The organism is Clostridia bacterium, from assembly GCA_024653205.1.
GTDB lineage: Bacteria > Bacillota > DSM-521 > Neomoorellales > SLTJ01 > JANLFO01.
Map to the genome: position 1 here is coordinate 119,017 of JANLFO010000005.1, position 20,409 is coordinate 139,425.

19 protein-coding genes are annotated in these 20,409 nt (G+C 61.1%); 3 read left to right on the forward strand and 16 right to left on the reverse strand.

Features of this window, described 5'->3' with window-relative positions; translation table 11 throughout:
- Positions 1-55 precede the first annotated feature (55 nt).
- The 12 genes from neuC to NUV99_04290 all read right to left on the reverse strand — a co-directional run bounded on the left by neuC (position 56) and on the right by NUV99_04290 (position 12,263).
- Positions 56-1,252 (reverse strand): UDP-N-acetylglucosamine 2-epimerase, encoded by a 1,197-nt coding sequence (gene neuC, locus NUV99_04235; protein MCR4419330.1) that lies wholly within the window; start codon positions 1,250-1,252, stop codon positions 56-58.
- Entirely contained in the window at positions 1,215-1,892 is a 678-nt protein-coding gene (locus tag NUV99_04240) for a hypothetical protein (protein ID MCR4419331.1), read from the reverse strand. The genes neuC and NUV99_04240 overlap by 38 nt, the downstream gene beginning before the upstream one ends.
- Before the next feature lie 46 nt (positions 1,893-1,938).
- Positions 1,939-3,000, reverse strand: a complete 1,062-nt coding sequence (locus NUV99_04245) for an ATP-grasp domain-containing protein (GenBank protein MCR4419332.1) — start codon at positions 2,998-3,000, stop codon at positions 1,939-1,941.
- A 71-nt stretch (positions 3,001-3,071) separates the two neighbouring features.
- Positions 3,072-4,559, reverse strand: coding sequence for a class I SAM-dependent methyltransferase (locus NUV99_04250; GenBank protein MCR4419333.1), 1,488 nt, complete (start codon positions 4,557-4,559; stop codon positions 3,072-3,074).
- 40 nt (positions 4,560-4,599) lie between these two features.
- A complete protein-coding gene (locus NUV99_04255) occupies positions 4,600-5,256 on the reverse strand; it encodes a PIG-L family deacetylase (GenBank protein ID MCR4419334.1) in 657 nt (218 codons plus the stop codon).
- Positions 5,257-5,272: 16 nt separating this feature from the next.
- Complete coding sequence (locus NUV99_04260) at positions 5,273-5,581, reverse strand: hypothetical protein (protein MCR4419335.1); 309 nt, start codon at positions 5,579-5,581, stop codon at positions 5,273-5,275.
- Between the two features lie 762 nt (positions 5,582-6,343).
- Positions 6,344-7,456, reverse strand: a complete 1,113-nt coding sequence (locus NUV99_04265) for a LegC family aminotransferase (protein ID MCR4419336.1) — start codon at positions 7,454-7,456, stop codon at positions 6,344-6,346.
- A gap of 25 nt (positions 7,457-7,481) precedes the next feature.
- Positions 7,482-8,453, reverse strand: coding sequence for an NAD-dependent 4,6-dehydratase LegB (locus NUV99_04270; protein MCR4419337.1), 972 nt, complete (start codon positions 8,451-8,453; stop codon positions 7,482-7,484).
- A gap of 128 nt (positions 8,454-8,581) precedes the next feature.
- The gene (locus NUV99_04275) at positions 8,582-8,911 is read right to left on the reverse strand and encodes a hypothetical protein (protein ID MCR4419338.1); all 330 of its coding nucleotides are present in this window, start codon (positions 8,909-8,911) and stop codon (positions 8,582-8,584) included.
- A 161-nt stretch (positions 8,912-9,072) separates the two neighbouring features.
- Complete coding sequence (locus NUV99_04280; protein ID MCR4419339.1) at positions 9,073-11,013, reverse strand: DUF115 domain-containing protein; 1,941 nt, start codon at positions 11,011-11,013, stop codon at positions 9,073-9,075.
- Entirely contained in the window at positions 10,983-11,366 is a 384-nt protein-coding gene (locus NUV99_04285) for a hypothetical protein (GenBank protein MCR4419340.1), read from the reverse strand. Before NUV99_04285 ends, NUV99_04280 begins: the two co-directional genes overlap by 31 nt.
- Before the next feature lie 78 nt (positions 11,367-11,444).
- Positions 11,445-12,263: a flagellin gene (locus NUV99_04290; protein ID MCR4419341.1), complete on the reverse strand. Its 819-nt coding sequence runs from the start codon at positions 12,261-12,263 to the stop codon at positions 11,445-11,447.
- A gap of 454 nt (positions 12,264-12,717) precedes the next feature.
- Between NUV99_04290 and NUV99_04295 the strand changes: the two genes are divergently transcribed.
- Positions 12,718-13,962 (forward strand): MFS transporter, encoded by a 1,245-nt coding sequence (locus NUV99_04295; GenBank protein MCR4419342.1) that lies wholly within the window; start codon positions 12,718-12,720, stop codon positions 13,960-13,962.
- 486 nt (positions 13,963-14,448) lie between these two features.
- Here the strand turns inward: NUV99_04295 and NUV99_04300 are convergent, their stop codons facing one another.
- Both NUV99_04300 and NUV99_04305 read right to left on the reverse strand, forming a co-directional pair.
- The gene (locus tag NUV99_04300) at positions 14,449-15,504 is read right to left on the reverse strand and encodes a hypothetical protein (protein ID MCR4419343.1); all 1,056 of its coding nucleotides are present in this window, start codon (positions 15,502-15,504) and stop codon (positions 14,449-14,451) included.
- Between the two features lie 521 nt (positions 15,505-16,025).
- The gene (locus NUV99_04305; GenBank protein MCR4419344.1) at positions 16,026-17,150 is read right to left on the reverse strand and encodes a radical SAM protein; all 1,125 of its coding nucleotides are present in this window, start codon (positions 17,148-17,150) and stop codon (positions 16,026-16,028) included.
- A gap of 322 nt (positions 17,151-17,472) precedes the next feature.
- Here NUV99_04305 and NUV99_04310 point away from each other — a divergent pair, with 322 nt between their 5' ends.
- Positions 17,473-18,600, forward strand: coding sequence for an HD-GYP domain-containing protein (locus NUV99_04310; GenBank protein ID MCR4419345.1), 1,128 nt, complete (start codon positions 17,473-17,475; stop codon positions 18,598-18,600).
- A 154-nt stretch (positions 18,601-18,754) separates the two neighbouring features.
- On the opposite strand, the gene NUV99_04315 is transcribed toward NUV99_04310, so the two are convergent.
- Together NUV99_04315 and NUV99_04320 are read right to left on the reverse strand one after the other, a co-directional pair.
- Complete coding sequence (locus NUV99_04315) at positions 18,755-19,132, reverse strand: nucleotidyltransferase domain-containing protein (GenBank protein ID MCR4419346.1); 378 nt, start codon at positions 19,130-19,132, stop codon at positions 18,755-18,757.
- A 61-nt stretch (positions 19,133-19,193) separates the two neighbouring features.
- Positions 19,194-19,649 carry a DUF86 domain-containing protein gene (locus NUV99_04320; GenBank protein ID MCR4419347.1) on the reverse strand — a complete coding sequence of 152 codons (456 nt, stop codon included), beginning with the start codon at positions 19,647-19,649 and terminating at the stop codon, positions 19,194-19,196.
- 474 nt (positions 19,650-20,123) lie between these two features.
- Here NUV99_04320 and NUV99_04325 point away from each other — a divergent pair.
- On the forward strand, positions 20,124-20,409 hold a 286-nt coding region (locus tag NUV99_04325), incomplete at its 3' end, for an IS110 family transposase (GenBank protein ID MCR4419348.1).

Genomic DNA, 20,409 nt, shown 5'->3' on the forward strand with positions numbered 1-20,409 from the left:
AAAGAGGACCCCCCTGCCCGAGCATACGGCAGGAATCGCCCCAGGTTTACCACGCCTACTGTTCGAAACTGTCAACGACTTCGTCTCGCGGACCTGGTACCATCAGGTCAACGAAGTCTTTATACAGAACCCGGCTATTCCTCGTAACGCCATCCAGCACCGCGAGTATGCGGGGCACTGCGTAGCCATCGCCGTAAGGCGAAAGACAATCAGAAAGCTGCTGGCGGTAATGCTCGTCGCACAAGAGCCGACTAACAGTGGCAGTTATCGAGGTGACGTCGAAGGGGACGTACACTACGTTGGTGGAATGTTCGCGCTCGGACTGCCTATTCCCGATGTTTACCACGGGAAGTCTCAAGTAGGGAGCCTCGTGAATACCGGCACTCGAATTGCCAATCAGGCACGTAGCATGCCTAAGCAGATTAACGAATACGTTCCGGGGCAGATTAGGAAAGGGGTGAATAAAATCGTTGGCTTGAGCATATAAGTCTATTGTCTCGATCATCTTTCTAGTACCCGCATCCGAATTCGGGTAAACAACCACTGTGGGTACCCGCAGCGAACATATTGCCCGCAGAGTGATATCCATCTGGTTTGCCGCTTGCTGGTATTCTGAAGATATGGGGTGTTGAATTAGCACAACGAACCTGTCACCCAGGTGAATACCAAGCGCGTCCTCTATCTCCTGCAAACTGAGCCACGGCTCCTTACGAATCCCGTCAAGACCAGGGGAACCAGTCACATGCACTCGCCATGGCTCCTCGCCCATCTGAATAATCCTCTGGCCGCTGCGTTTGGTAAACGCGCAGTGTATATGAGCGAGCTTTGTAACCGAATGCCTAACATGATCGTCTACATTACCGAGTACCCGATCCCCTCCGCCCAAGTGCACAACCGGGACATTCATGTAATTGCCCACTATCGCTGTCGCCAGCGCCTCCTCGCGGTCGCCCAAGGTGAGGAGGATATCGGGGTCGTGCCGTCTGACCGCCTCTGCGAGTTCCATTACGATAAGGCCCAGCCCTTTAACCCTGCCAAGCGGCTCGTCGTTATCAAACAAGGAGAGTATCCTCTCCACCGAGCCGAACCGCCGTTCAATAATCTCAACAGTATATCCATAACGGTGACTTAAGTGCGCGCCAGTTGCCACAATCCATAGGTCAAAGCGTGCGCTTGCCACTAGTTCGTCCAGCAACGGCTCCATTAGAAAATACTCAGAGCGGATTCCTGTTACCGCCAGGACCCTCTGCACCGAGCTCACCCCCAACACGGCCCAGATGCTGCATGGCAAGAATTCGGGGTGCCAATACCCTTAGCTCCTCTACCGAATGGGCGTCCGACCCGTACGTATAGCGGTGACACATTCTGGGCACAATTGTAGCATAGTCAAAGCCCGGAAAATGCTTGGGATTAACGTTAATTTCCAAGGCAAAACCGTAGGAGTTAGCGATCGCAACGAGATCCGCGATTTCCTCCTGACCCGGTTCCAAGCCCCACCTCTTCCACATACTGAAGGGATGGCCCAGCACCAGCTCGAGGTCCGGATTTAAGGTCCTTAAGAGCGGTACCTCCTTCTCGCCAAAACGCTGCACGGTCCTAAACCAGATCGACTTAAACGCTTGTTTCCCGTGGACCATAAAGGCCTCTTGAGGAAACGAGTGAAAGGACACAATGAGGCAGTTCAGCAGAGGTATCCACTCCGGCTTGCAGTCCACTACGCCTTCGGCGTTAAGAAATTTGACCTCAAGCCCAGTCTTAATAGCAACACACTTACAGCTGGCTCGCAACGTCTCTAGCGCAAAGCAATATCTTTCCACATAAGTGCTGTTTCTACGCGCATGGTCGGCAAAAACTATGAAGCGCAACCCGAATTCTTCGGCTGCTCGCGCCATCTCAACCGGAGTACTCGCACCATCCGAATACATAGTGTGAAGGTGGCTATCGCCCGTTCCCACCGTTGTTTTCATCCTGATAAAGCTCCCGGAAGAATCGGCCGCATGGTACATCCCACCGTTCCGGCCTCTGTGTCACTTCGCCCAAATAAATAAGGTTAAGGGCTTCCTCGAACATGTTAACTCCGCTCGCAAGATCCATTGCAAGACCCGCCGGTACCCTCGGATTCACCTCCAGCAGCTTCGGTAGCCCATACAGATCCTCCTTAAATTGCAGATTAGCAATGTACGACAGGTGAAAAGCACCGACGATCTTCCGCGTGCAATCGACTAGCTCGTCGTGCCTGACTACCTTGGTGTACGCACACTTGCCATCAACAACCGTGAGACGCTGACGCGGCACTACAATCTTAACCTCCCCTCGGTCAGCCAGGACATCAACACTATACTCTTCCCCAGGGAGGTACTCCATCAGAAATCCCTGTCTAGATCCGTCGTCTATTAGATCTCGCAGCCACTCCAGCCTAAGGGCACCGGGGCCTCTCGAGTTCAGAAAAACGTCAGGGTGGGCGGAGACTATGATTAATCCCCGCCCGCCTTGAGAGTACCTTGGCTTGAATACAACATCGCGCTCCGGATAGCCAAGTGCTTCCGCAGCCTGGCGCAAGCCTTCCCTACCGACAAACGCCTTGTAGGTGGGGATGAAGGAGGACATGCCTTTAATCTTCATCAAGGTATCGTATGTGGCCACTTTGTCAATCGCGATCGAAAGAAGTTCGGCGTTGTCGGAAACGGCTACCTTTATCCCTGAGGCAGCAAACGAGGCTGCGGCTCGGCTCAAGGGAACCACCTCAGTGGAGCTACAAGGAAAGACGACATCCACGCGTTCCTGCAAGCACAGTAATAACAGCTGAGCAATGAACGCGGGATCCTCTCCTCGGGGCAGCAGGTGCACCCGCCTGCGTAGAAACTGGTTGTAGTTGAAATCGGTGCTTACATCCGCGGGGATCACGTCGGCGCTATATGACTTCATACGTGCCAGCAGGTTGTAATGGGAGTACCCGGCCAAGCCGCCTGTAGCCGTCAGTAGAACTCTAACCCTGCGCACCCGGAGCGCCTCCTCTTACGGCATGTTCAATGAGGGCTGATCGTACCGAGCACCAGCGTGTTCGGCGGGCTTCAAAACTTGAGCGTTGCAAATAAGCAGTCGTCGTGCTGGGCAAGCACCCACTCGCGCTGGCCCGCCAATCTCCGAAGCGATTGCGACAATGCGGCACCTTGCCAGTGGCTCACCCAGCCTGGCAACCCGACGGCGTTTCCCAGCTCTACAGTGAGACTTGCGTTAGTAAAACGTTGATTAATGATCGTTCGAAGCGACGTTTCCGTGTAAAGGTAAAGGTGATACGGCATCCCCGCATAAGATAGCCCAAAAGTCCGCGTGAGTGCCGAACCGGCATTAGGCGTACTGAGGTACAATCTCCCGTTCCTACGCAACAACCTCTTCGCGGCAGCAATATAGCTCATAAATGTGGAAAAGGGTAGGTGTTCGATAACCTGCATCATGGCTATGACATCCCAGCGGGCAGAATGCGGCAACGCACCCAAGTCGCCTACGTGAACAAAAGTTGCCCCATTAGCCCGTGCAAGTTCAGCTGCCGAAGAGTTGATCTCGCAGAGGCCGTACCGCCAGCCGGAAGGTATGAACGCTCGCAATTCTCCGGTCCCTCCGCCAACGTCCAACAAGGTCCCACTACGCTCGGTAAGGCTATCAACCAACTCTTGCCAATCCCAGCGATTGACAAGGTTGCTTCTGTTCCCACGATAGAGGGCATAGTCAACATTGTAGAGAGCGGCGATTGAGCTTTCTTCTGGCCGAGGATTGAGGTGTACCAGCCCACAATGCGGACACACCCAGTAGTACGGTACATCCTGAGGGACAAAGGAATTCATGGCTAGCGTGTCCGAACAAGGGCCCGGTTCTAAGGCCTGCCCGCAGTTATCGCAACGCTCCACAAACACGACTTCGAGCGGCAGTCCAAAATACAATGCCTGATATCGGTTAGACCTTAAGAAAGTCCCTAGCTCTTCCGGGCCAATAGAAAAAACGTTTTCCCGTAGCGTCTCTACCAACCACGCGAAGCACCTCACCTTTTCGACGTCCGATACCTCCGCTCCGAAGCGCCACCGGTCCAGCTGATCCAATTCAACTTGTCTGCGCTCTCCGTGCTGACTGGTTAAGACGCGATAAGGCGCCATGCCAGGTATAAAGCCGCTTAGAACTACTTCGCTAGTAACGGAAGAAGAGAGTTCCGCCACCAGACGCTGAAGGAGTACCCGATCGACCAATGGGTGCTCTACCCTGTGAAACAAGGCAGCCTGATGTGGCGCCAGTTGCCGGGCAATTGTTCTTTCGCGCTCCTCGGTATCGGGTGGCCCTTTCTGCACGTGTATCCCGTACTTTGCCACCAACTCGCTTATGCGCCGATCGTGATAGTCGTAAGGGAGGGACACTATAACCTGCGCCTGCGGCAAGCGCGCCTCAAGAAGCCTCCGGATCAAGATTTCAACTTGGGCACCCACTCGGTATTGGTTCCAGAAAGGCGTAGTTATACCACGCCAGTTGGGCTCATCTGGATTTGCGATGATAAACAGCTTATACTCGCTCACCATACCAGGAGGCGACTCCTATCGCGCACAGACCTCCTAATTACCTGATCACCCGCCGTACCTGCTGGAAGGCCTCAGCATAGGCCATGTTAACCGAAGAACCCCGATAGGCCGCCAAACTTTTCACGACCTGCAGACTACGCGGGTGAGGAAACTCCTTCACCTCGGGGCCAAAGAGGCTCAAGATACGAAGCTTAGGCTCCAGGACTTCTTCTATGTTAACGTAGACATCCGGTTCAAACCTTGCCGCCTTATTCGGGAAGGCCCAATTGGTGCTGGAGGGAACCTCATATAGAAGTACTTCCTTGACGGAAGGCACGTAAGCCGGTTTTAAGGCAACCATAGCGCACCGGTGAACGATATCATGGTCCGTGTTAACATCGGCATCGCTAACGCAGTAAACGATATCAGGTTCGGACTTCAGGATTATGGCCACTAGGTCGTCCACAATCCCGCGCATAGGAACCATGTCCAGACTGCCGGCCGGATAGTCAAGCAGGAAACGGTCAGCGAAGCCATACGCCTTACTGACTTGCTCAACCGTAGCCATTCTTGTACTTCGAAAATGCTGGGACGAATCCTCAAGGGCAAGTGTGACGATGCACCAGTAGACCTTGTCACCGGCAGCAATATGTCTCAACAGCGTCCCACCTGCTCCCAGCGTCTCATCGTCAGGATGAGGGGCGATAACCAGCACCTTCAACCGTCTCACCTCACCGCCGACCAGCGCGAAGGCACGGCCGCGCCGGGTTTCCCCGCACAACCACCCCTGGTGGCACGTCTTTCGTAACCACCGCACCTGCGCTGACAAACGCCTGGGCCCCTATCTTGATGCTCTGAACTATACATGCACCCACGCCAATAAAGGCGCCCTCGCCCACTACCACGCCGCCGCAGATTATGGCCCCGGGCCCGATCTGGGCAGAATCCCCGATCCGGCAGTCGTGCTCGATAATCGCCCCGGTATTGACTATCACGTTCTCACCGACGACGGCGCCGGCGTTGATGGCGGCGCCCGCCATGACCACCGTACCCCTTCCTCGGGCTGAGCAGAATGACACCAAATGTGGGAAACCCGGATATTCTCTATTGAGCTCTCTGCACTCACCGAACCACCCTTGCTGGGACGCCGACTACCACGGCACCTGGGGGAACGTCCTTAGTTACGACAGCACCTGCACCAACGATAGCCCTGCGCCCGATGCTAACGCCAGGTAACGTCACCGCGCCGGTGCCGATTTGAGCCAAGTCACCCACGGTAGTGCCACCTGATAAGTGTACACCTGGAGCAATAGTACAGAAGTCGCCGATTGTTACGTCGTGCCCAATGGTGCAGCATAGGTTAATTATCGTATGTGAGCCTATTCTTACGCGAGATGTCACCTTAGTACCACTGCACACGATGGAACCATTACCCACGTGTACGCTGCTAGCGATGAACACGTCAGGGTGAATTAACGTTGAAAAGCGTATTCCGACTGCACAAACTTCCCCTACTACGCGTTCCCGCACGCTCGGATCACCGATAGCGCATACTGCGAAGACTCCTCCTGGGTCATGGTTACTCAGCCACCTATGGAGAGTACCAAGGATCATAAAACCCTCCATGTACTCCCCTACGCGGCTGTTGTCCTTGTCTATGAAGCCTAGAATACGGCTCCCGTCCGGAAGACACTGCTGAGCCAAAATGGCTACCTCTCTCGCAAACCCACCCGCGCCTATGATCAGGAATCTCATGACCCCACCACTCTCTCCCCAGGGGACCATGTTACGACAACAGTGGATCATATCCTGAGCTTAAGCACCGAGCACACATAGGCGACTTCCTCCGGAGTAAGAAAGCTCGCGCTGGGGAGGCTCAGCCCGCCCTCATATATTCGGTTGGCGACCGGGCAGGAGGGAAAGGAGAAGCCGACGTAGCAGGGCTGCTCGGGTATGGGCTTGAACAGCGGCCGCACCTGGACACCGTGCCGCCCGAGCCGTCCCATGACCGAGCGCCGGTCTTCGCCGAACCTCCTTTCGTCCAGCCAGACCGAGAACAGCCACCAGTTGCTTTCCGCACCGGGCGTCTCCTGCTGCCAACAAAGACCCTCGATTCCGCCTAGTTCCCGGCGGTAGATTGTCGCGTTCCGCCGCTTGGTAGCCAGGAACTCCGGCAGGCGCTCCAGCTGCGCCAGGCCCAGAGCTGCCTGGAGGTTGGTGAGCTTGTAGTTATAGCCGATCTCTTCGTGGGAGTACTCCGTTTCCTCCGGGTCACGGCCCTGGTTCACCAGTATCCGCGCCCGCCGCGCCAGATGCGGGTTGTTCGTCACCAGCATTCCCCCACCGCCGGTGGTGATTATCTTGTTGCCGTTAAAGCTGAAGACGCCTACGTCGCCGAGCGTTCCCGCCATCCGGCCTCCATAGGTAGCACCCAGCGCTTCGGTGGCATCTTCTATCACGTAAAGGTTATGGTCTTTCGCCTGCCGCATTAAGGGTTCCATGTCCACCGGATTGCCATAGAGGTGAACGGGGATGATCGCCTTGGTTCGCGCGGTGATTGCCCTTGCCACCGCTTTTGGGTCGAGGTTCCAGGTTTGCGGATCTACGTCCACCACCAGCGGGCTGGCGCCAACGTACAGCACCGGGTTCACCGTGGCCACAAAGGTTAGGGCCGGCACGATGACCTCGTCGTCCGGGCCAATATCGAGGATTCGCAGGGCGAGGTTCAGCGCCGCGGTGCCGTTTACCGTAGAGACCGCGAACCTGACGCCGAGATAGGCGGCAAACCTCTCCTCAAACTCCCGCACCAGCGGCCCCGCGCTCGACACGTAGCCGCTTTCCAGGGCCGCGGTCACGTATCGCTTTTCTGCTTCCCCCAGGTTCGGCCAGTCCAGAGGCACTCTCACGGCAGACATGCACCGCCCCTCCCGCGAGCCGGTTTCACACATTGTACATCTCGGGCTTGTACAGGTCCAGGTGGTGCGCCATCCATTCCACGGTGAGGGCTAGGCCCTCCTCCAGAGAGTGCCGCGGTTGCCAGCCGGTAAGCCCCTTGATCTTGGCGTTCCCGCACACGAGACACTCCACTTCGCTCTTCTCCGGACGTATGCGATCGTCCTCCACGGCTACGCGGATCTCCCTGCCCACAATCCTCCCCACAATGTCTACAATTTCCCCAATAGAGGTTTCCCGGCCGCTACCGATGTTCACTACTTCGCCCACGGCACGGTCACAGTGGGCCAGGGCCAGGAACCCATCCACGGTGTCCACCACGTAGTTGAAGTCGCGGGTCGGACGGAGGTTACCCAACCGGATGGTTTCTCTTCCGCTCAGAACCTGCGCCAAGATCGTAGGTATTACCGCCCGGGCGGACTGGCGCGGGCCGAAGGTGTTGAAGGGTCGCGCAATGGTTACCGGTAGCCCGTAGGAACGAAAGTAGCTCAGGGCCAGTTGGTCCGCGGCTATCTTGCTGGCGGCGTAAGGTGATTGCGCCTGGAGCGGGTGCTCCTCGTCTATGGGCACGTACCTGGCCGTGCCGTAGACCTCGGAAGTGGAAGTGTGCACAAACCGCGATACCCCTACTTCCCGGGCAGCCTGGAGGAGGTTATAGGTACCTTCCACGTTAGTTCTTATGTAAGCTACCGGCGACAGGTAGGAATACGGTATTCCGATCAAGGCGGCCAGGTGGAACACCACGCTTACGCCCTCGACGGCCCGCCGGACCAGGTCGTAGTCGCGCACGTCGCCAGCGATGACCTCAATTTCGTTCCGTACCGGGCTTTCCTCCAGCCACCCCCACCGGCCGCGGGAATTATAGTGAACGAAGGCCCTCATGGCGTACCCCTCCTGGGTCAGCCGCTCCACAAGGTGGGAACCTATGAACCCTCCCGCGCCGGTAACCAGCACCCGCACTAGTCAACCACTCCTAGGCCTTGATTTGCCAGCACTCGATCTTTAGCGTTGACACCGAATTCCCGGGGACTACCATCGTCACACGCGATCTCCAACAGACATATACTTACTCTGTCTCAATCTGACCTCTACGACCTAACAATTCTTCCGCTCTCAAAGTACTCACATAGAATACCTTCGATAAGTTCCTTTAGCTGATTTCGATCGTCATCATCAAAATCATCCGGCCCGTGCGGATGGCTATTTATGAGGTCTGCCACCGCCTGATCAAAGCTGGCCTTGGCAGCATCGTCCGCGAAATAGCAACCCTGCATATCCAATACAACTTCTGCAGTCCCATCCTCAACGGCAGAAATCGCTACTGCGTCCGCAACTGGCCGTGTGTTATCCGTGAGACTGATTTGACCCCCATAGTGGCGAATCCTTCTCCGCACTACCACTTTAGCCGGACAGTCCATAATCCCTAGTCCTCCCGCTTTGGGGTACCGCCCTGCATAGAACGAGACTATCCGTTCCTGGCAGGCGTATGATGCTCAACAGGGCACGTCGGAAGGGGCTATGTTCCCTTCGCTTTCTAAGGATTATCCGCAACCCCATGCAATGCCTCTCCTTGGCAGGCTCACTTTGCCTCCACGAATTCTTCCCGACCAACACTGTGCGTTACCAACAGTCGCGCCTCGACGGCGCTGCGCATCCTGTCCAGACTTTCAGCGATCTGCCTCGATACCTGCCTTGCGGGACGGAAGAACGTGGCGTACGTCTTCGCCGCACCAAGGGCCTTAGCGGCCTCACTCTGCGCTTCGTTGGCCCTGGCGGCCAAAACCCTGTTTGCCGCCTCTACTTTATGCCAGATCAGAGGCCTAATAAAGTATTGAAACATGGCCAGACGGGTAATCCGCCGATCCAACTTCGCGAGTTGACGCAAGGCCGACGCCAGTTCCTCGCCGGTAACCGTGCCCTTGCGGCCCCTGAGCATCAGCCTCCGTACGGTGCGCAGGCCCTCGCCCGCCAATCGGTCTACCGTGCACGCCTCCTCCTTCACACTGTGAAGGGTTCGAAGGAGGGCCTCATACTGCGCGGAGGAAGGGGGCTCCCATTGCGCGAGCGCCTGGCTGATGATGGCCTCGGGCTCGAAATAGTCACGGCAATACCGATCCAGAACCTCGCGCAAAGTGCATACATCGGTGCCGGCAATCATGGCACCGCCTTCGGTGGCATTAATAACCTTCCTGCTGCCGTTTAATGCGCGGATACGCTGTTCAAACCACACCTGCATGGCGTGGAGGGATCTGGTGGTAGGCACTGCCCTTCCGTAAATATCCTTCACGTAGACATACGGGCTCTCCTGCGAGCCTTCCTCCACTCTCACTTCAGCGCGGTGGGCTGCCCCGGCGGCGTGAGTGAAACCGTTGGTGTAGGCAAGGTCCTGGCCTACGAAGATAATAGGATCGCAACCAAGCTGGCAGGCCAGGTCGAAGGCAGAATTCGCGACGGACGGCCCGCTGGCCACCGTACCCTTAGCACTTCCCATCCTCTCTCCAAGCCACGTCATGAACGGAAACACATCCAGATCCATGGCGCACAGTCGACCCTGATACTCCGCGACGATCCGCGGATAGAGCACGGGGGTATACACCAAGGTCACGTCGCGGGTGTCTAGGTCGGCAAAGTGCTGATAATTCGCCTCTCCCGGGTCCACGGAGACAAGGAGATCGGGAACTACGCCGTGAGCCTTCAATACCTTAATTGTGGAACCCGCGCAAATAATTAAGGCCCTACCCTTCGCAGCCTGAAGCAGTCTTACATTCTTCTCCAAAGAGGGCCCCGCGGAAACGATAATGCCCGGCCGGCCGGCAAACCTTCCTCGAAGCGAGGCCACGCCGGGACTGTCCAGGTAGCTAATGAAATTGTCGACAAAGTTCCTGAACCAAACCGGGGCAAAGTTAACTTGGGTGGCCACGTTAACCCGCTGCTGTTGAAGAAGATCCTGGAACCGGCCCTGCAGCTCTTCCCAGTGGGAGCGGAACACGCGGCCGTATACGGGCAGGCAGTGGAGTTGAACCGCCTTATGCGCGTAACGGTAAAGGAAGCCCAATAAGGCTATCGCCAACTCAGAAGGATCGGCGCTGACCAGCAGCGTAACCCGGGGGCTGAAAAGGAAATCCATCTCGCGCGAGCCGAGGGCGGCGGCAAGGACTTCCGGCCGCGGCTCGGCCACCACGGCGATGGCCTGGGGATGCCTGGCGAGAAACTCCTCCAAATGGTAGCCCAGGCCCAAACCGAAGAGAAACAGTACTTCAGAGTCGCCCCCGAGGGCCTCCGCCCAACGTCGGGCCTCGGAACGCGGATCGTAGGGGCTATGCAGGTAGAATGAATTGCCGCCTAGCTCCAGCCGCGCCGTGGACTCGCCGGATCTGGCGGGCAATACCGTAACCGCCCGTGACGCCTGCCGCCACGCCGCCGCTCTTTCCGCGAGCACAGCGTTTAACCCTGTCAGCAGCTTGAGGTTCCGCTCCCACACACCCTGGTTCAGTTGATCTGCCTCAGGCCGGAAAGCCATGTCTCGATCGCCTCCACCTCGGGGGCCAATTCGTACTGCAGAACGTCCGCCAGCAACACCAGATCGTAAGTCTCCACTGCCGCCAGCGCCTGTGAAAGCCTCTCATTCAGGGCAGCGACGTGCATATGCGCCTCCGGAGCCGCCTCGCCCCAAGCCTGGTGCAAGACGTCAAGCGATTCGGTCACCCAGCCGAAGCCTTCCGTCATTTCTGCTACCAGAGAAAGGCCCTCGGCCTCGCGTCCCTCCTGGATGGAACTGGCAGCCCGAAGCAGCGCTTCGGTCAGACGCGGCAGGTAAAGCGTTAGGCTGGTGACCAGTTCCTCGGTCTGGCGATGGATTTCGTTTCGTACCATGACACGCAGCCCCCCTGCCAACCTGGCTTTGAGTGGCGGTGGCCGGCCGCGCCGGCCGGCCACCAGAACGCGAAAAAACTAGCTCAACAGTTGCAGGACCACCGCCGGCACCTGGTTGGCTTGGGCGAGCATGGCCGTACCGGCCTGCATCAGGATCTGGTTCCTGGTGAAGGCCATCATCTCTTCCGCCATGTCCACATCGCGGATGCGGGACTCGGCGGCGGTCAGGTTCTCCTTGGCCACGCTCAGGTTGTTGATGGTGTGCTCTAGGCGGTTCTGCATGGCGCCCAGGTTGGCCCTCTGGGTGGAAACTTGTTCGATAGCCGTATCAATTGCCGAAATGGCGGTATTGGCTCCGCTCTGCGTGGAAATGTTTACGGTATTAACACTTAGGCCGGTGGCCGTCATGTTATTAATGGTGAGCGTGACCGTCTGACCCGCATTGGCACCGATGTGGAAAATCAGCCCTGTCCCCGCGAGGGACCCGTTAAGCAGCTTCTTGGTATTGAATTCTGTGTTATTGGCGATGCGGGTCAGCTCCTGGATCAACTGGGTTACCTCGGCCTGCAATTGAGTACGGTCCTCGTCAGTGTTCGTGTCATTCGCTGCCTGCACGGCCAGCTCCCGCATGCGCTGGAGAATGGCGTGGGTTTCGTTAAGAGCGCCCTCTGCCGTCTGGATCAGGGATATGCCGTCCTGGGCGTTGCGTATGGCCTGGGCGAGGCCCCGCACCTGGCCGCGCATCTTCTCGGATATGGCCAGGCCCGCCGCGTCGTCCGCGGCGCGGTTGATGCGCAGGCCCGAGGACAGCTTCTCCATGGACTTGCTCAGCGCCGTGTTCGTGACGGTCAGGTTGCGGTAGGCGTTGAGCGCGGAGATGTTCTGGTTAATGCGCACCTTGGGTTGCCTCCTTCCTTGGATTCCCGGCGCGCCGTCCCTGGCGCGCCGCTTCGGCCCCTTCCCGGGGCGCTAGCGAAAGCCGTCGCTTCTCCTTGAGGCTTGTTCCCGACTTTCGATGCTACCTCCAGGTACCACCCCCCGCTGCAGGACTCCATGTTTCGGAAATGCCTTCATAACTAAACATCGGACGCCTCCCAGCAATCTTTAGACCCCGTATGACAGGTTCGCGGAGTCTGGCGCTGCGGCGGGAAAGTGGCCTCCCGGCGGTAGCGGCATTCCTGGGGCCACGCCGGCCGGAGTTCTGGGGCCTGACACCCACCTTCGTACGCTCCCGCCAAGCCCTTCCGGCACCGTACCCACTTACCCGGCCAACCACCTGGAGCCGACCCCTACGCATGTGCGGGGCGACTGCCCCGCGCAAGTATTGACCGCGCGGGCGGGCGGCAGTAAGATGGGGGCAAATCCGGATACGGGAAGGGTGGGGCACGTGCAGATGCAGTTATCCCTGTTGCTGCTGCTGAGTCTGGGGCACCTGATGGTGGATCTGGCCCAGGGGGCGCTGCCTTTCTTCCTGCCTTTCTTCAAGGATGCCTTCGGCCTGTCCTACACCGCGGTGGGAGCCATAATGCTGGGCTCCAACCTGAGCTCCTCGGTGATCCAGCCGGTGATCGGGCTTTGGAGCGACCGGGGAAGCCGGAGCTGGCTCCTGCCCCTGGGGTGCCTGGTGGCGGGGCTGGGCATAGGCCTCACCGGCTTAAGCCCCAACTACTTCACCCTGATGCTGCTCACCGTGTTCTGCGGCCTGGGCGTGGCCGCCTACCACCCCGAGGCCTCCAAGACCGCGCGCTGGGCCAGCGGCCCGCAGCGGGCCACCTCCATGGCGGTGTTCTCCGTGGGCGGCAACTTCGGCTTCGGCCTGGGCCCGCTCTTCGGCGGCCTGCTTTTCGCCTGGGCGGGCTTGCGGGGCATGCCCGGTTTCATCCTGCCCGCGGCGGCAATCGCCCTGGTGCTGTGGGCGGTGCAGCCACGGATAAAGGCCCTGGCCGCGGAGCACCAGGCGCGCCTGGTTCCGCCTCCCTCGGGGCCGCAGCTCGATCCCGTGCCTGCCGCGGGGGCCACCGCCCCGCCCTACGGCTACCTGCCCGTGGTGCTGCTCCTGATGGCGGTCTGCTTCCGCTCCTGGGTGCACGCCGGGCTCTCCACCTACATACCCCTCTACCACGTCAGCTACCTGGGCGGCGACCCCATGGACGCCCGGGACCTGCAGACCGTGTTCCTCTTAAGCGGCGCCGTCGGCACCCTGGTGGGCAGCCCCCTGGCCGACCGCTGGGGGCTGAAGAACCTGATGATGTTCAGCATGACCGCCCAGATCCCTCTCATCTGGCTCTTCCCCCAGACCCACGGGCCCTGGCTCTACCTGGTGCTGGCCGCCACCGGCTTCCTGGGGATTTCCACCTTTGCCGCCACGGTGGTGCTGGGGCAGGAGCTCCTGCCCCACCGGGTGGGCCTGGCCTCCGGCCTCATGCTGGGCTTCGCGGTGGGTACGGGCGGCCTGGGGGTAACCCTGCTGGGGATGGTGGCCGACGCCTTCGGCGTCCCGGCGGCCCTGCGGGTGCTGGCCCTGCTGCCGGCCGCGGCCCTCTTCCTGATCCTTTTCGTGCCCGAGCCCAAGGCAGAGGCCGCCCGGGCGCACTGACGAAGCCGGCGCGCGCAAGGCGGCCGGAACGGGTGGGCGCTTATAGGTATGCGGGGCAAGACGAGCGCCGCACGACAAGGGGTGCCGGGTGTTCGCCTGAGTACATTGGCACCTCGCCGGGAACCGAACTCGGCGAGGGCGAGTCCGGAGGCGGGCCGGAGGCCACGGACGGCCGAAGCGGCGGGGCGCCACGGACGGCGCCTCCGCCGGGTGCCCGCCGAAGGGCGAAGCCCGAGCCCTAGTTTGGTCGGCGAGGTGACAGTACGAACGGGGAACACACGGCACCCCTTAATAGACCAGAACCGGGGTCAGCCCAGGTGCAGTCCCCGAGCCCGGCGGGCCGGCGCCGTCCGGGTTCCGGGCAGTGCGGAGAGACGGCAGGAGGACCCGGCAAGGAAGTAAGAGAGGCGCTGTCGAGATGCTCGGCAACGGTGAAGGCGGGGGGCCGGGCCATGAGGCCAGCCCCCGCGGCCAGGCCCCGGCGCCCTACCGGAGCCCCAGGGTGAGCGCTACCTCGCCTTCCCGGGCCTCCACCGCCTTGAGCTTCAGGCCGGGATAGGGACTGGAGAAGGGAAAGGAAAGGTCGTAGTCGGCGAAGAGCTGGGCCAGCAATTCTTCACCCGCTTCCGCCTCCGGCAGGATTAAGCGGAAGGGAACAAAGCGGATGCGCTGGGCCTCGCCCGGCTCGGCCACAAGCTCCAGGCGGCCGGAAAGTTCGTATCCGGGGCCCACGACCGTGACCGCTCCTGCCTGCACGCGCACCTTCAGTTCCGCCAGGGCGGGGTCGGAGGCCACGATCCGCTCCAGGCCTTGCTCGCTTATGTAGGCCCGGCCTTCTAGACGGGAGTAATCGGTCTCCACCCGGTCCGGCGCCAGGCTGTCCCAGGGGAGGCGGCCGAAGTTGGCCACCAGGCAGGCCAGGGAGGGAAGACTCTTTTCCCAGTCAGCCAGAAGCTCGCGTACCCTTTCCCCCTCCGCGCCGGGGGTAGACCGGGCCCGGGCCAGCACCGCTTCCTTCTGGGCCTTAAGTGCCGCCAGGCGCTCGGCAGTGGCGGTGACCTCCTGCCTGCGGGCCTGGAGCGCCGCGATGCGCTGGGCGACCGCCGCGCGCTCCTGCTCTACCCCGGCCACGGTGGCCTCGGTTTCTTGCAGCCGCTTCATGCCCTCCCGCATCAGGTAGGAGACCAGGGTGTATCGGGTGGTGAAGTCGTCGAAGCTGTCCGCGCCCAAGAGCACCGCCAGAAAAGGCGCCGGGCCGCGGCGGTAATAGAAGTTGAGCCACTCGCCCAGCCTGGCCCGCCGCTCCTCCAGCTCCCGCTCCAGCCCCTCAAGCTGGCGGGAGCGCTGCCCGGCCTCGGCCTCCAGGCGGGAAATCTCCTCCTCCAGGGCCTCGATTTCCCGGTAGGCGGCAGCCATCTGGGTCTCCAGGGCCAGAAGCTCGGACAGAAGATCCGAATAAGTAGAGGCCAGCGCCTGCCACCCCAAGAAGGCGGCGGCCAGTCCCAGGGCCAGCCAGGCCAGAAATCGCTTGTTTCCGCTCATGCTCCGCATCCCTTACGAGATATTGAAGGCACGATAATCAAAGTACGCCGTGGCCGGGTAGGTATCCTGCTTATAACCTCCAATATTTTCCAGACTGGTTCCGATTACCGAGAAGGTCACCGGGCGGCTATGATTTCCCGGTGGGCAGTAATCATCCGGCCCTCCTCGGCCAGCAGTTCAGACGGCAAATTTCCGACGGGTGGAGGCAAGCGCCCGCGCACCGAGTATATTTTTACCCGATTTGCGGGCGGGATGTATGCGGCGGGACATTACCGGGGCAGGAAGAAAAGCCCAGGCGTAGGGGGCGCAAGAATCATGCCCCGAGCGTTCTGGGCCTGGGCGACAAGCACTTCTGACGGCTGGAGCAGGACACCTGCTGTTTCAACTGCTTCCGCTACCGGGACGGCCGCTACATAATAACAGGCCTCCTCAACGACAGCTGCCACCTGCGGCCGCCGGCGCCGGGCCGGCAGAGCCGGTCCGCCGGCGGACCGGTCCCCCACTCGGGTCTGCCGGCCGCGCTAGATGCAGCGGTTGCGGAGCTCCACCACTACCTGCTCCACGTCCGCGCCCCGGCCTGCCAGCCGGGCCAGCACCTCCTGTACCTGCCGGCGCCGGCCGTAGTCCTGCAGATCGTCCAGCTGCCGGTAGACCCCCAGGCGGCGGCCCAGGCGGAAGTTCTGCCGCTCCTCCTCCGGCAGGCTGAGGTAGCGGTCGATGGTGGCCAGAAGCTCCGGCTTGGCCTCCGGCAGCCGGCCCTCCAGCTCCATGAGCAGGTTGAGGGAGTGGTCGCTCACCACGTAGCTGGTGATGCCGTCCAGGTGTTCGATCAAAAGCCTTATCTCCCGCACCATTTCGTCCTCGGTCGGCACCTCGAAGCGGCCGGCCGCCAGCTCCTCATAAAGCGGCATGGAAGGGATGAGGGCCAGGGTGCGGAAGCGGATGAAGTCCGCGTCGACGGCGTTCAGCACTTCGGCCGTACCCAGGGCGTGCTCCCGCCACCAGGCGCGGCCCCCCAGGCCGGGCATGACGTACTCGCTCAGCTCCAGGCCCGCGGCCTTGGCCCTGCGGCCGCCCTCGATCTGCTCGGCGGCGGTGACTCCCTTCTGCACGTACTCCAGCAGGGGATCGTACCCGGTCTCCAGGCCCACGTGCACCCGGGTGAGGCCGGCCTCGCGCAGGCGGCCCAGGTCCTCCACCGGCTTTCTGGCCAGGGTCTTGGCCCGGGCGTAGGTGGTGATGCGCTCCACCTGGGAGAAGTTCTCCCGCAGAAAGTCCAGCACCTCTACCAGGTCGTCGGTGGACATTACCAGGCTGTTGGCGTCCTGCAGGAATACGGTCTTGGCGCCGTGGTAGAGCCAGATGGCGATGTGGCCGGCCTGCTCGCCCAGGCGGTAGGCGGCCATCTGCACCACCTCCGGGGTCACCTCGCCGGCGTGGCCGTAGGCCCAGGAAAGCTCCTTGATGCGGTCGGCCAGGTGGCGGGCCTCGCGGATGTCCTCCTTGATCTCCTCCACAGAGCGGCGGCTAAAGCGCTGGCCCTTGTAGATGTGGCAAAACCGGCACCGGTTCCAGGGACAGTTGCGGGTCAGGCGCAGGTAGAGGCTGGCGGCCTCGCTGGGCGGACGGATGGGACCCCATTCCATGCGGCATCTCCCCCACCGTGTGTCTTTCCGGTTCCCTCTTAATGATAATGCCGCCGGCCCCGGCCGTAAAGGGGTGAAGGCGGTTCGGGGGCTCCCCTTCGCAGCGTCTGGCCGGCCGAACCGGAGCTTGATGCGAAAAGGCAGGCGCACCGGGGACCGAGATTCGGAACCCGGGCAGCCGGAAGAACCCGGAAATGCCGGTTGGCGCCAGGCATCTTTTGTACGGGTATACGCGAGAGACCGGCTACCGGAAAAAGAAGGATTCTGCCCCTCGAGTGCGAATTAAGTACGCAATTCGACAAACTAAGACCGGAGGCTTCACATGCGACGGCTCCCCATTTCCTGCCTGCGGCCGGGCATGCGCGTGGCCCGGCCGGTATTCAGTTCTACCGGTCACGTGCTGGTCAACCGCGGGCTGATCCTCACCGAGGGCATCATCCGGCGCCTGGGACTTCTGGGAGTGCCGGCCTTGTACATAGAGGACGGGCCGGACTTCGACCTTCCGGCGGAGGACGTGATCTGCGAGGAAACCCGCCAACAGGCCGTTCAGCAGGTGCGGGAGCTCTTCCTCGCCGCCCAGGAGGACTCCGCCCACCTTTCCCGCGCCCTGCTTGCGGCCGAAAGCCTGGCCCGTACCGTGGAGGAGATTGCCGACGAGTTGCTGGCACGGCCGGAGGTGGTGGTCAACCTCACCGACATCCGCGCCTGGGACGACTATACCTTCGGGCATTCGGTCAACGTCTGCGTGCTGAGCCTCCTGGCCGGGGCCAACCTGGGCCTGACCCGGCCCCAGCTTTACAACCTGGGCCTGGGCGCCGTCCTGCACGATCTGGGCAAGGTCTACGTGCCCCAGCCGGTGCTGCAGAAGCCCGGCTCCCTTACCCCGGAGGAGTTCGAATTGGTCAAGCGGCACGCCGAATGGGGACACCGCCTGGCGCGGGAGATTGCCGGCGCCGGCACCCTGGCGGCGCTCATCCCCCTGCAGCACCACGAGCGCTACAACGGCCAGGGCTATCCCCAGGGCATCAAGGGGGACGAGATCCACGACTTCGCAGTGATCTGCGGCCTGGCCGACGTGTTCGACGCCCTCACCGCCGAGCGGGTCTACCGGCCGGCTTACCCGGTGCACGAGGCCTACGAGTACCTGGCGGGTTCGGGGAATCTCCTTTTCGAGCACCGCCTCTTGTGCGCCTTTCTGGACAACCTGGCCCTGTATCCCACCGGCACCCCGGTTCTGCTTTCCACCGGCGAGGTGGCGGTGGTGGTCAAGACCACCCGCGGCCTGGCGAGAACGCCGCTGGTCAGGGTGGTCCTCGACCCCGAGGGGCAACCGGTTACGCCCTACGACCTGGACCTGGCCCGGCACCCCGACCGGGTCATCACCCGCGTCCTTTCCCCGGAAGAGGCGGCGCAGCTGCCCAACAGCTCCGGTTCCCCGGCGGCAGTTTAGGTCCGCCCGTGCGGGAAGCATAAGCCGGACGGTGCCCTAAGCCGCGCCGGGCGCCCGCCCGGCGAGAGCTACGGCCTGGCCCGGCCAAAGGCCTGGTACCGCGAGGGCTTGGAGTTCCTGCGCCGCCTGGGATTCTAAATCCGCCAGCGGGGCTTTAAGGCGTGAGGAGGTCCCGGTAGCCGGCCTCCAGCAGGGGGAGAAAGTCACGGTAGAGGGCCAGGATGCGCTCCGCGAACCCGAAGGCTTCCTCGCGGTCGCGGCAGAAGAGGAGCTTTCCCCGCCGCAGCACCTCGTAAGCGAAGGGGACCGAAGCCTCGTTCAGACTGTGGACGTCTACCGGCAGGCCCAATTCATGGCTCAATTCCGCCCCCATGGCCAGGGCCAGATCCAGCCGCTGTCCGGCCGACGCACCGGCCAGATACACGGCAAGGTCCAGATCCCGGCAGGGACGGTCTTCCAAGAACGACCCGTGGACGTAGGCGAAGCGCACCCCCGGATAGAGAGCCAGCAATTGCCTCAGCCGTTGGAGCACGGCCTTCTTTTCGCCTTGAGTCAGGCGCCAAAGGGAAAAGGTGCCGGGTTCAGGCCCGGTCCTAGCAGGTTTCTTCGGCATCGGTCTTCTTCTCCTTTACCAGGCGGTGCACCACCCGCAGATACGCCTCGACGTCTCCCAGGTTGTGCCTCATTAGTCTGAGCAGGTGAGTATCGTCCACCTCGGCGTAACGGTGCACCAGGAGGTTGCGGAAGCCGGCCATCTTGGCCAGACGCTTCGCCAACTCGCGGTCCAGACAACCATGCTCGGCCAAGACCAGGAAGGACTCTGCATAGGAAGCCGGCGCCCGGTGGAAGAGGCGGGCGCAGACGTGAGCAGCGATGTTCGTCGCCGCCTCAATAAGAACGATAAAGGCATACCGAGCCGCGCGTACCGCCTCCGGGTTGTCCAAAAACTGTTTGTCCTTTCGGGCGGCGTACTCTTTGAGGACCGCCACCGATTCCTTGATATCGCCCACTTTTTGGGCAATGCGATGCACGTCCAGCTCGCCCTTCATGCCGCCGACCTCCCCGTCCAGCCGACGCTACCATTATAGTTTTCCTCAGACGGAAGGTAAAGCCGGGCCCCCGGAGGGCGGGGGTTCGGTTGGCCGGGGCGCTGAGCTATCCCCACTCGTATAATTTGACCTGCAGGTTATCAAGGAACGCCGACACAGGCAACTGGTAAATGGTCCTTGATAACCCGGTGTGCCTTTGCGAAGATCAACATGGGTTGGTCCGGGGTCACTCTTGATCCCCACTGTGGCCCGGCTATGTCCGGTGACTACTCGGCAAAGAGTGAGACCCTTGCGGTGCGGCGCGTCTTTCTTACCCGTGAGCTGAGCCGGCAGGCCATCTGGCCCCTGGGTTCAGCAGGCCAGGGGTGCACCCCCAGAGGGTCTGTGAAGCTCTCATCGGCCCGCGAGGCTGTTAGGCGCCGCACCCGCAGGGCACGCCCCAAATCTTGGGCCAGCCCAAGGAGGGATGCCCCCTTGGCTAGAGCCCTTTTTGCCGGCATCGACGTCAGCGCTCTTAGCTGCCAGTTGGTTTGCCTGGACGAACAGGGCCAGCAGCTTGCCCCGGCCAGGTCTTTTGCCAACGACCTTGAGGGTGCCTCGGCTTTGGTCCAAGCCCTGGACAGTCTTGCCCGTGAGTTCCAGGTGCAAACACTTCACATCGGGCTAGAGGCCACCTCGGTCTACGGTGTTCACCTTCGTGAGTTCCTCTTGCAGGCTTTGGAGCTTAAGCCCTACTCGCCCCGGGTCTACGAAATAAACC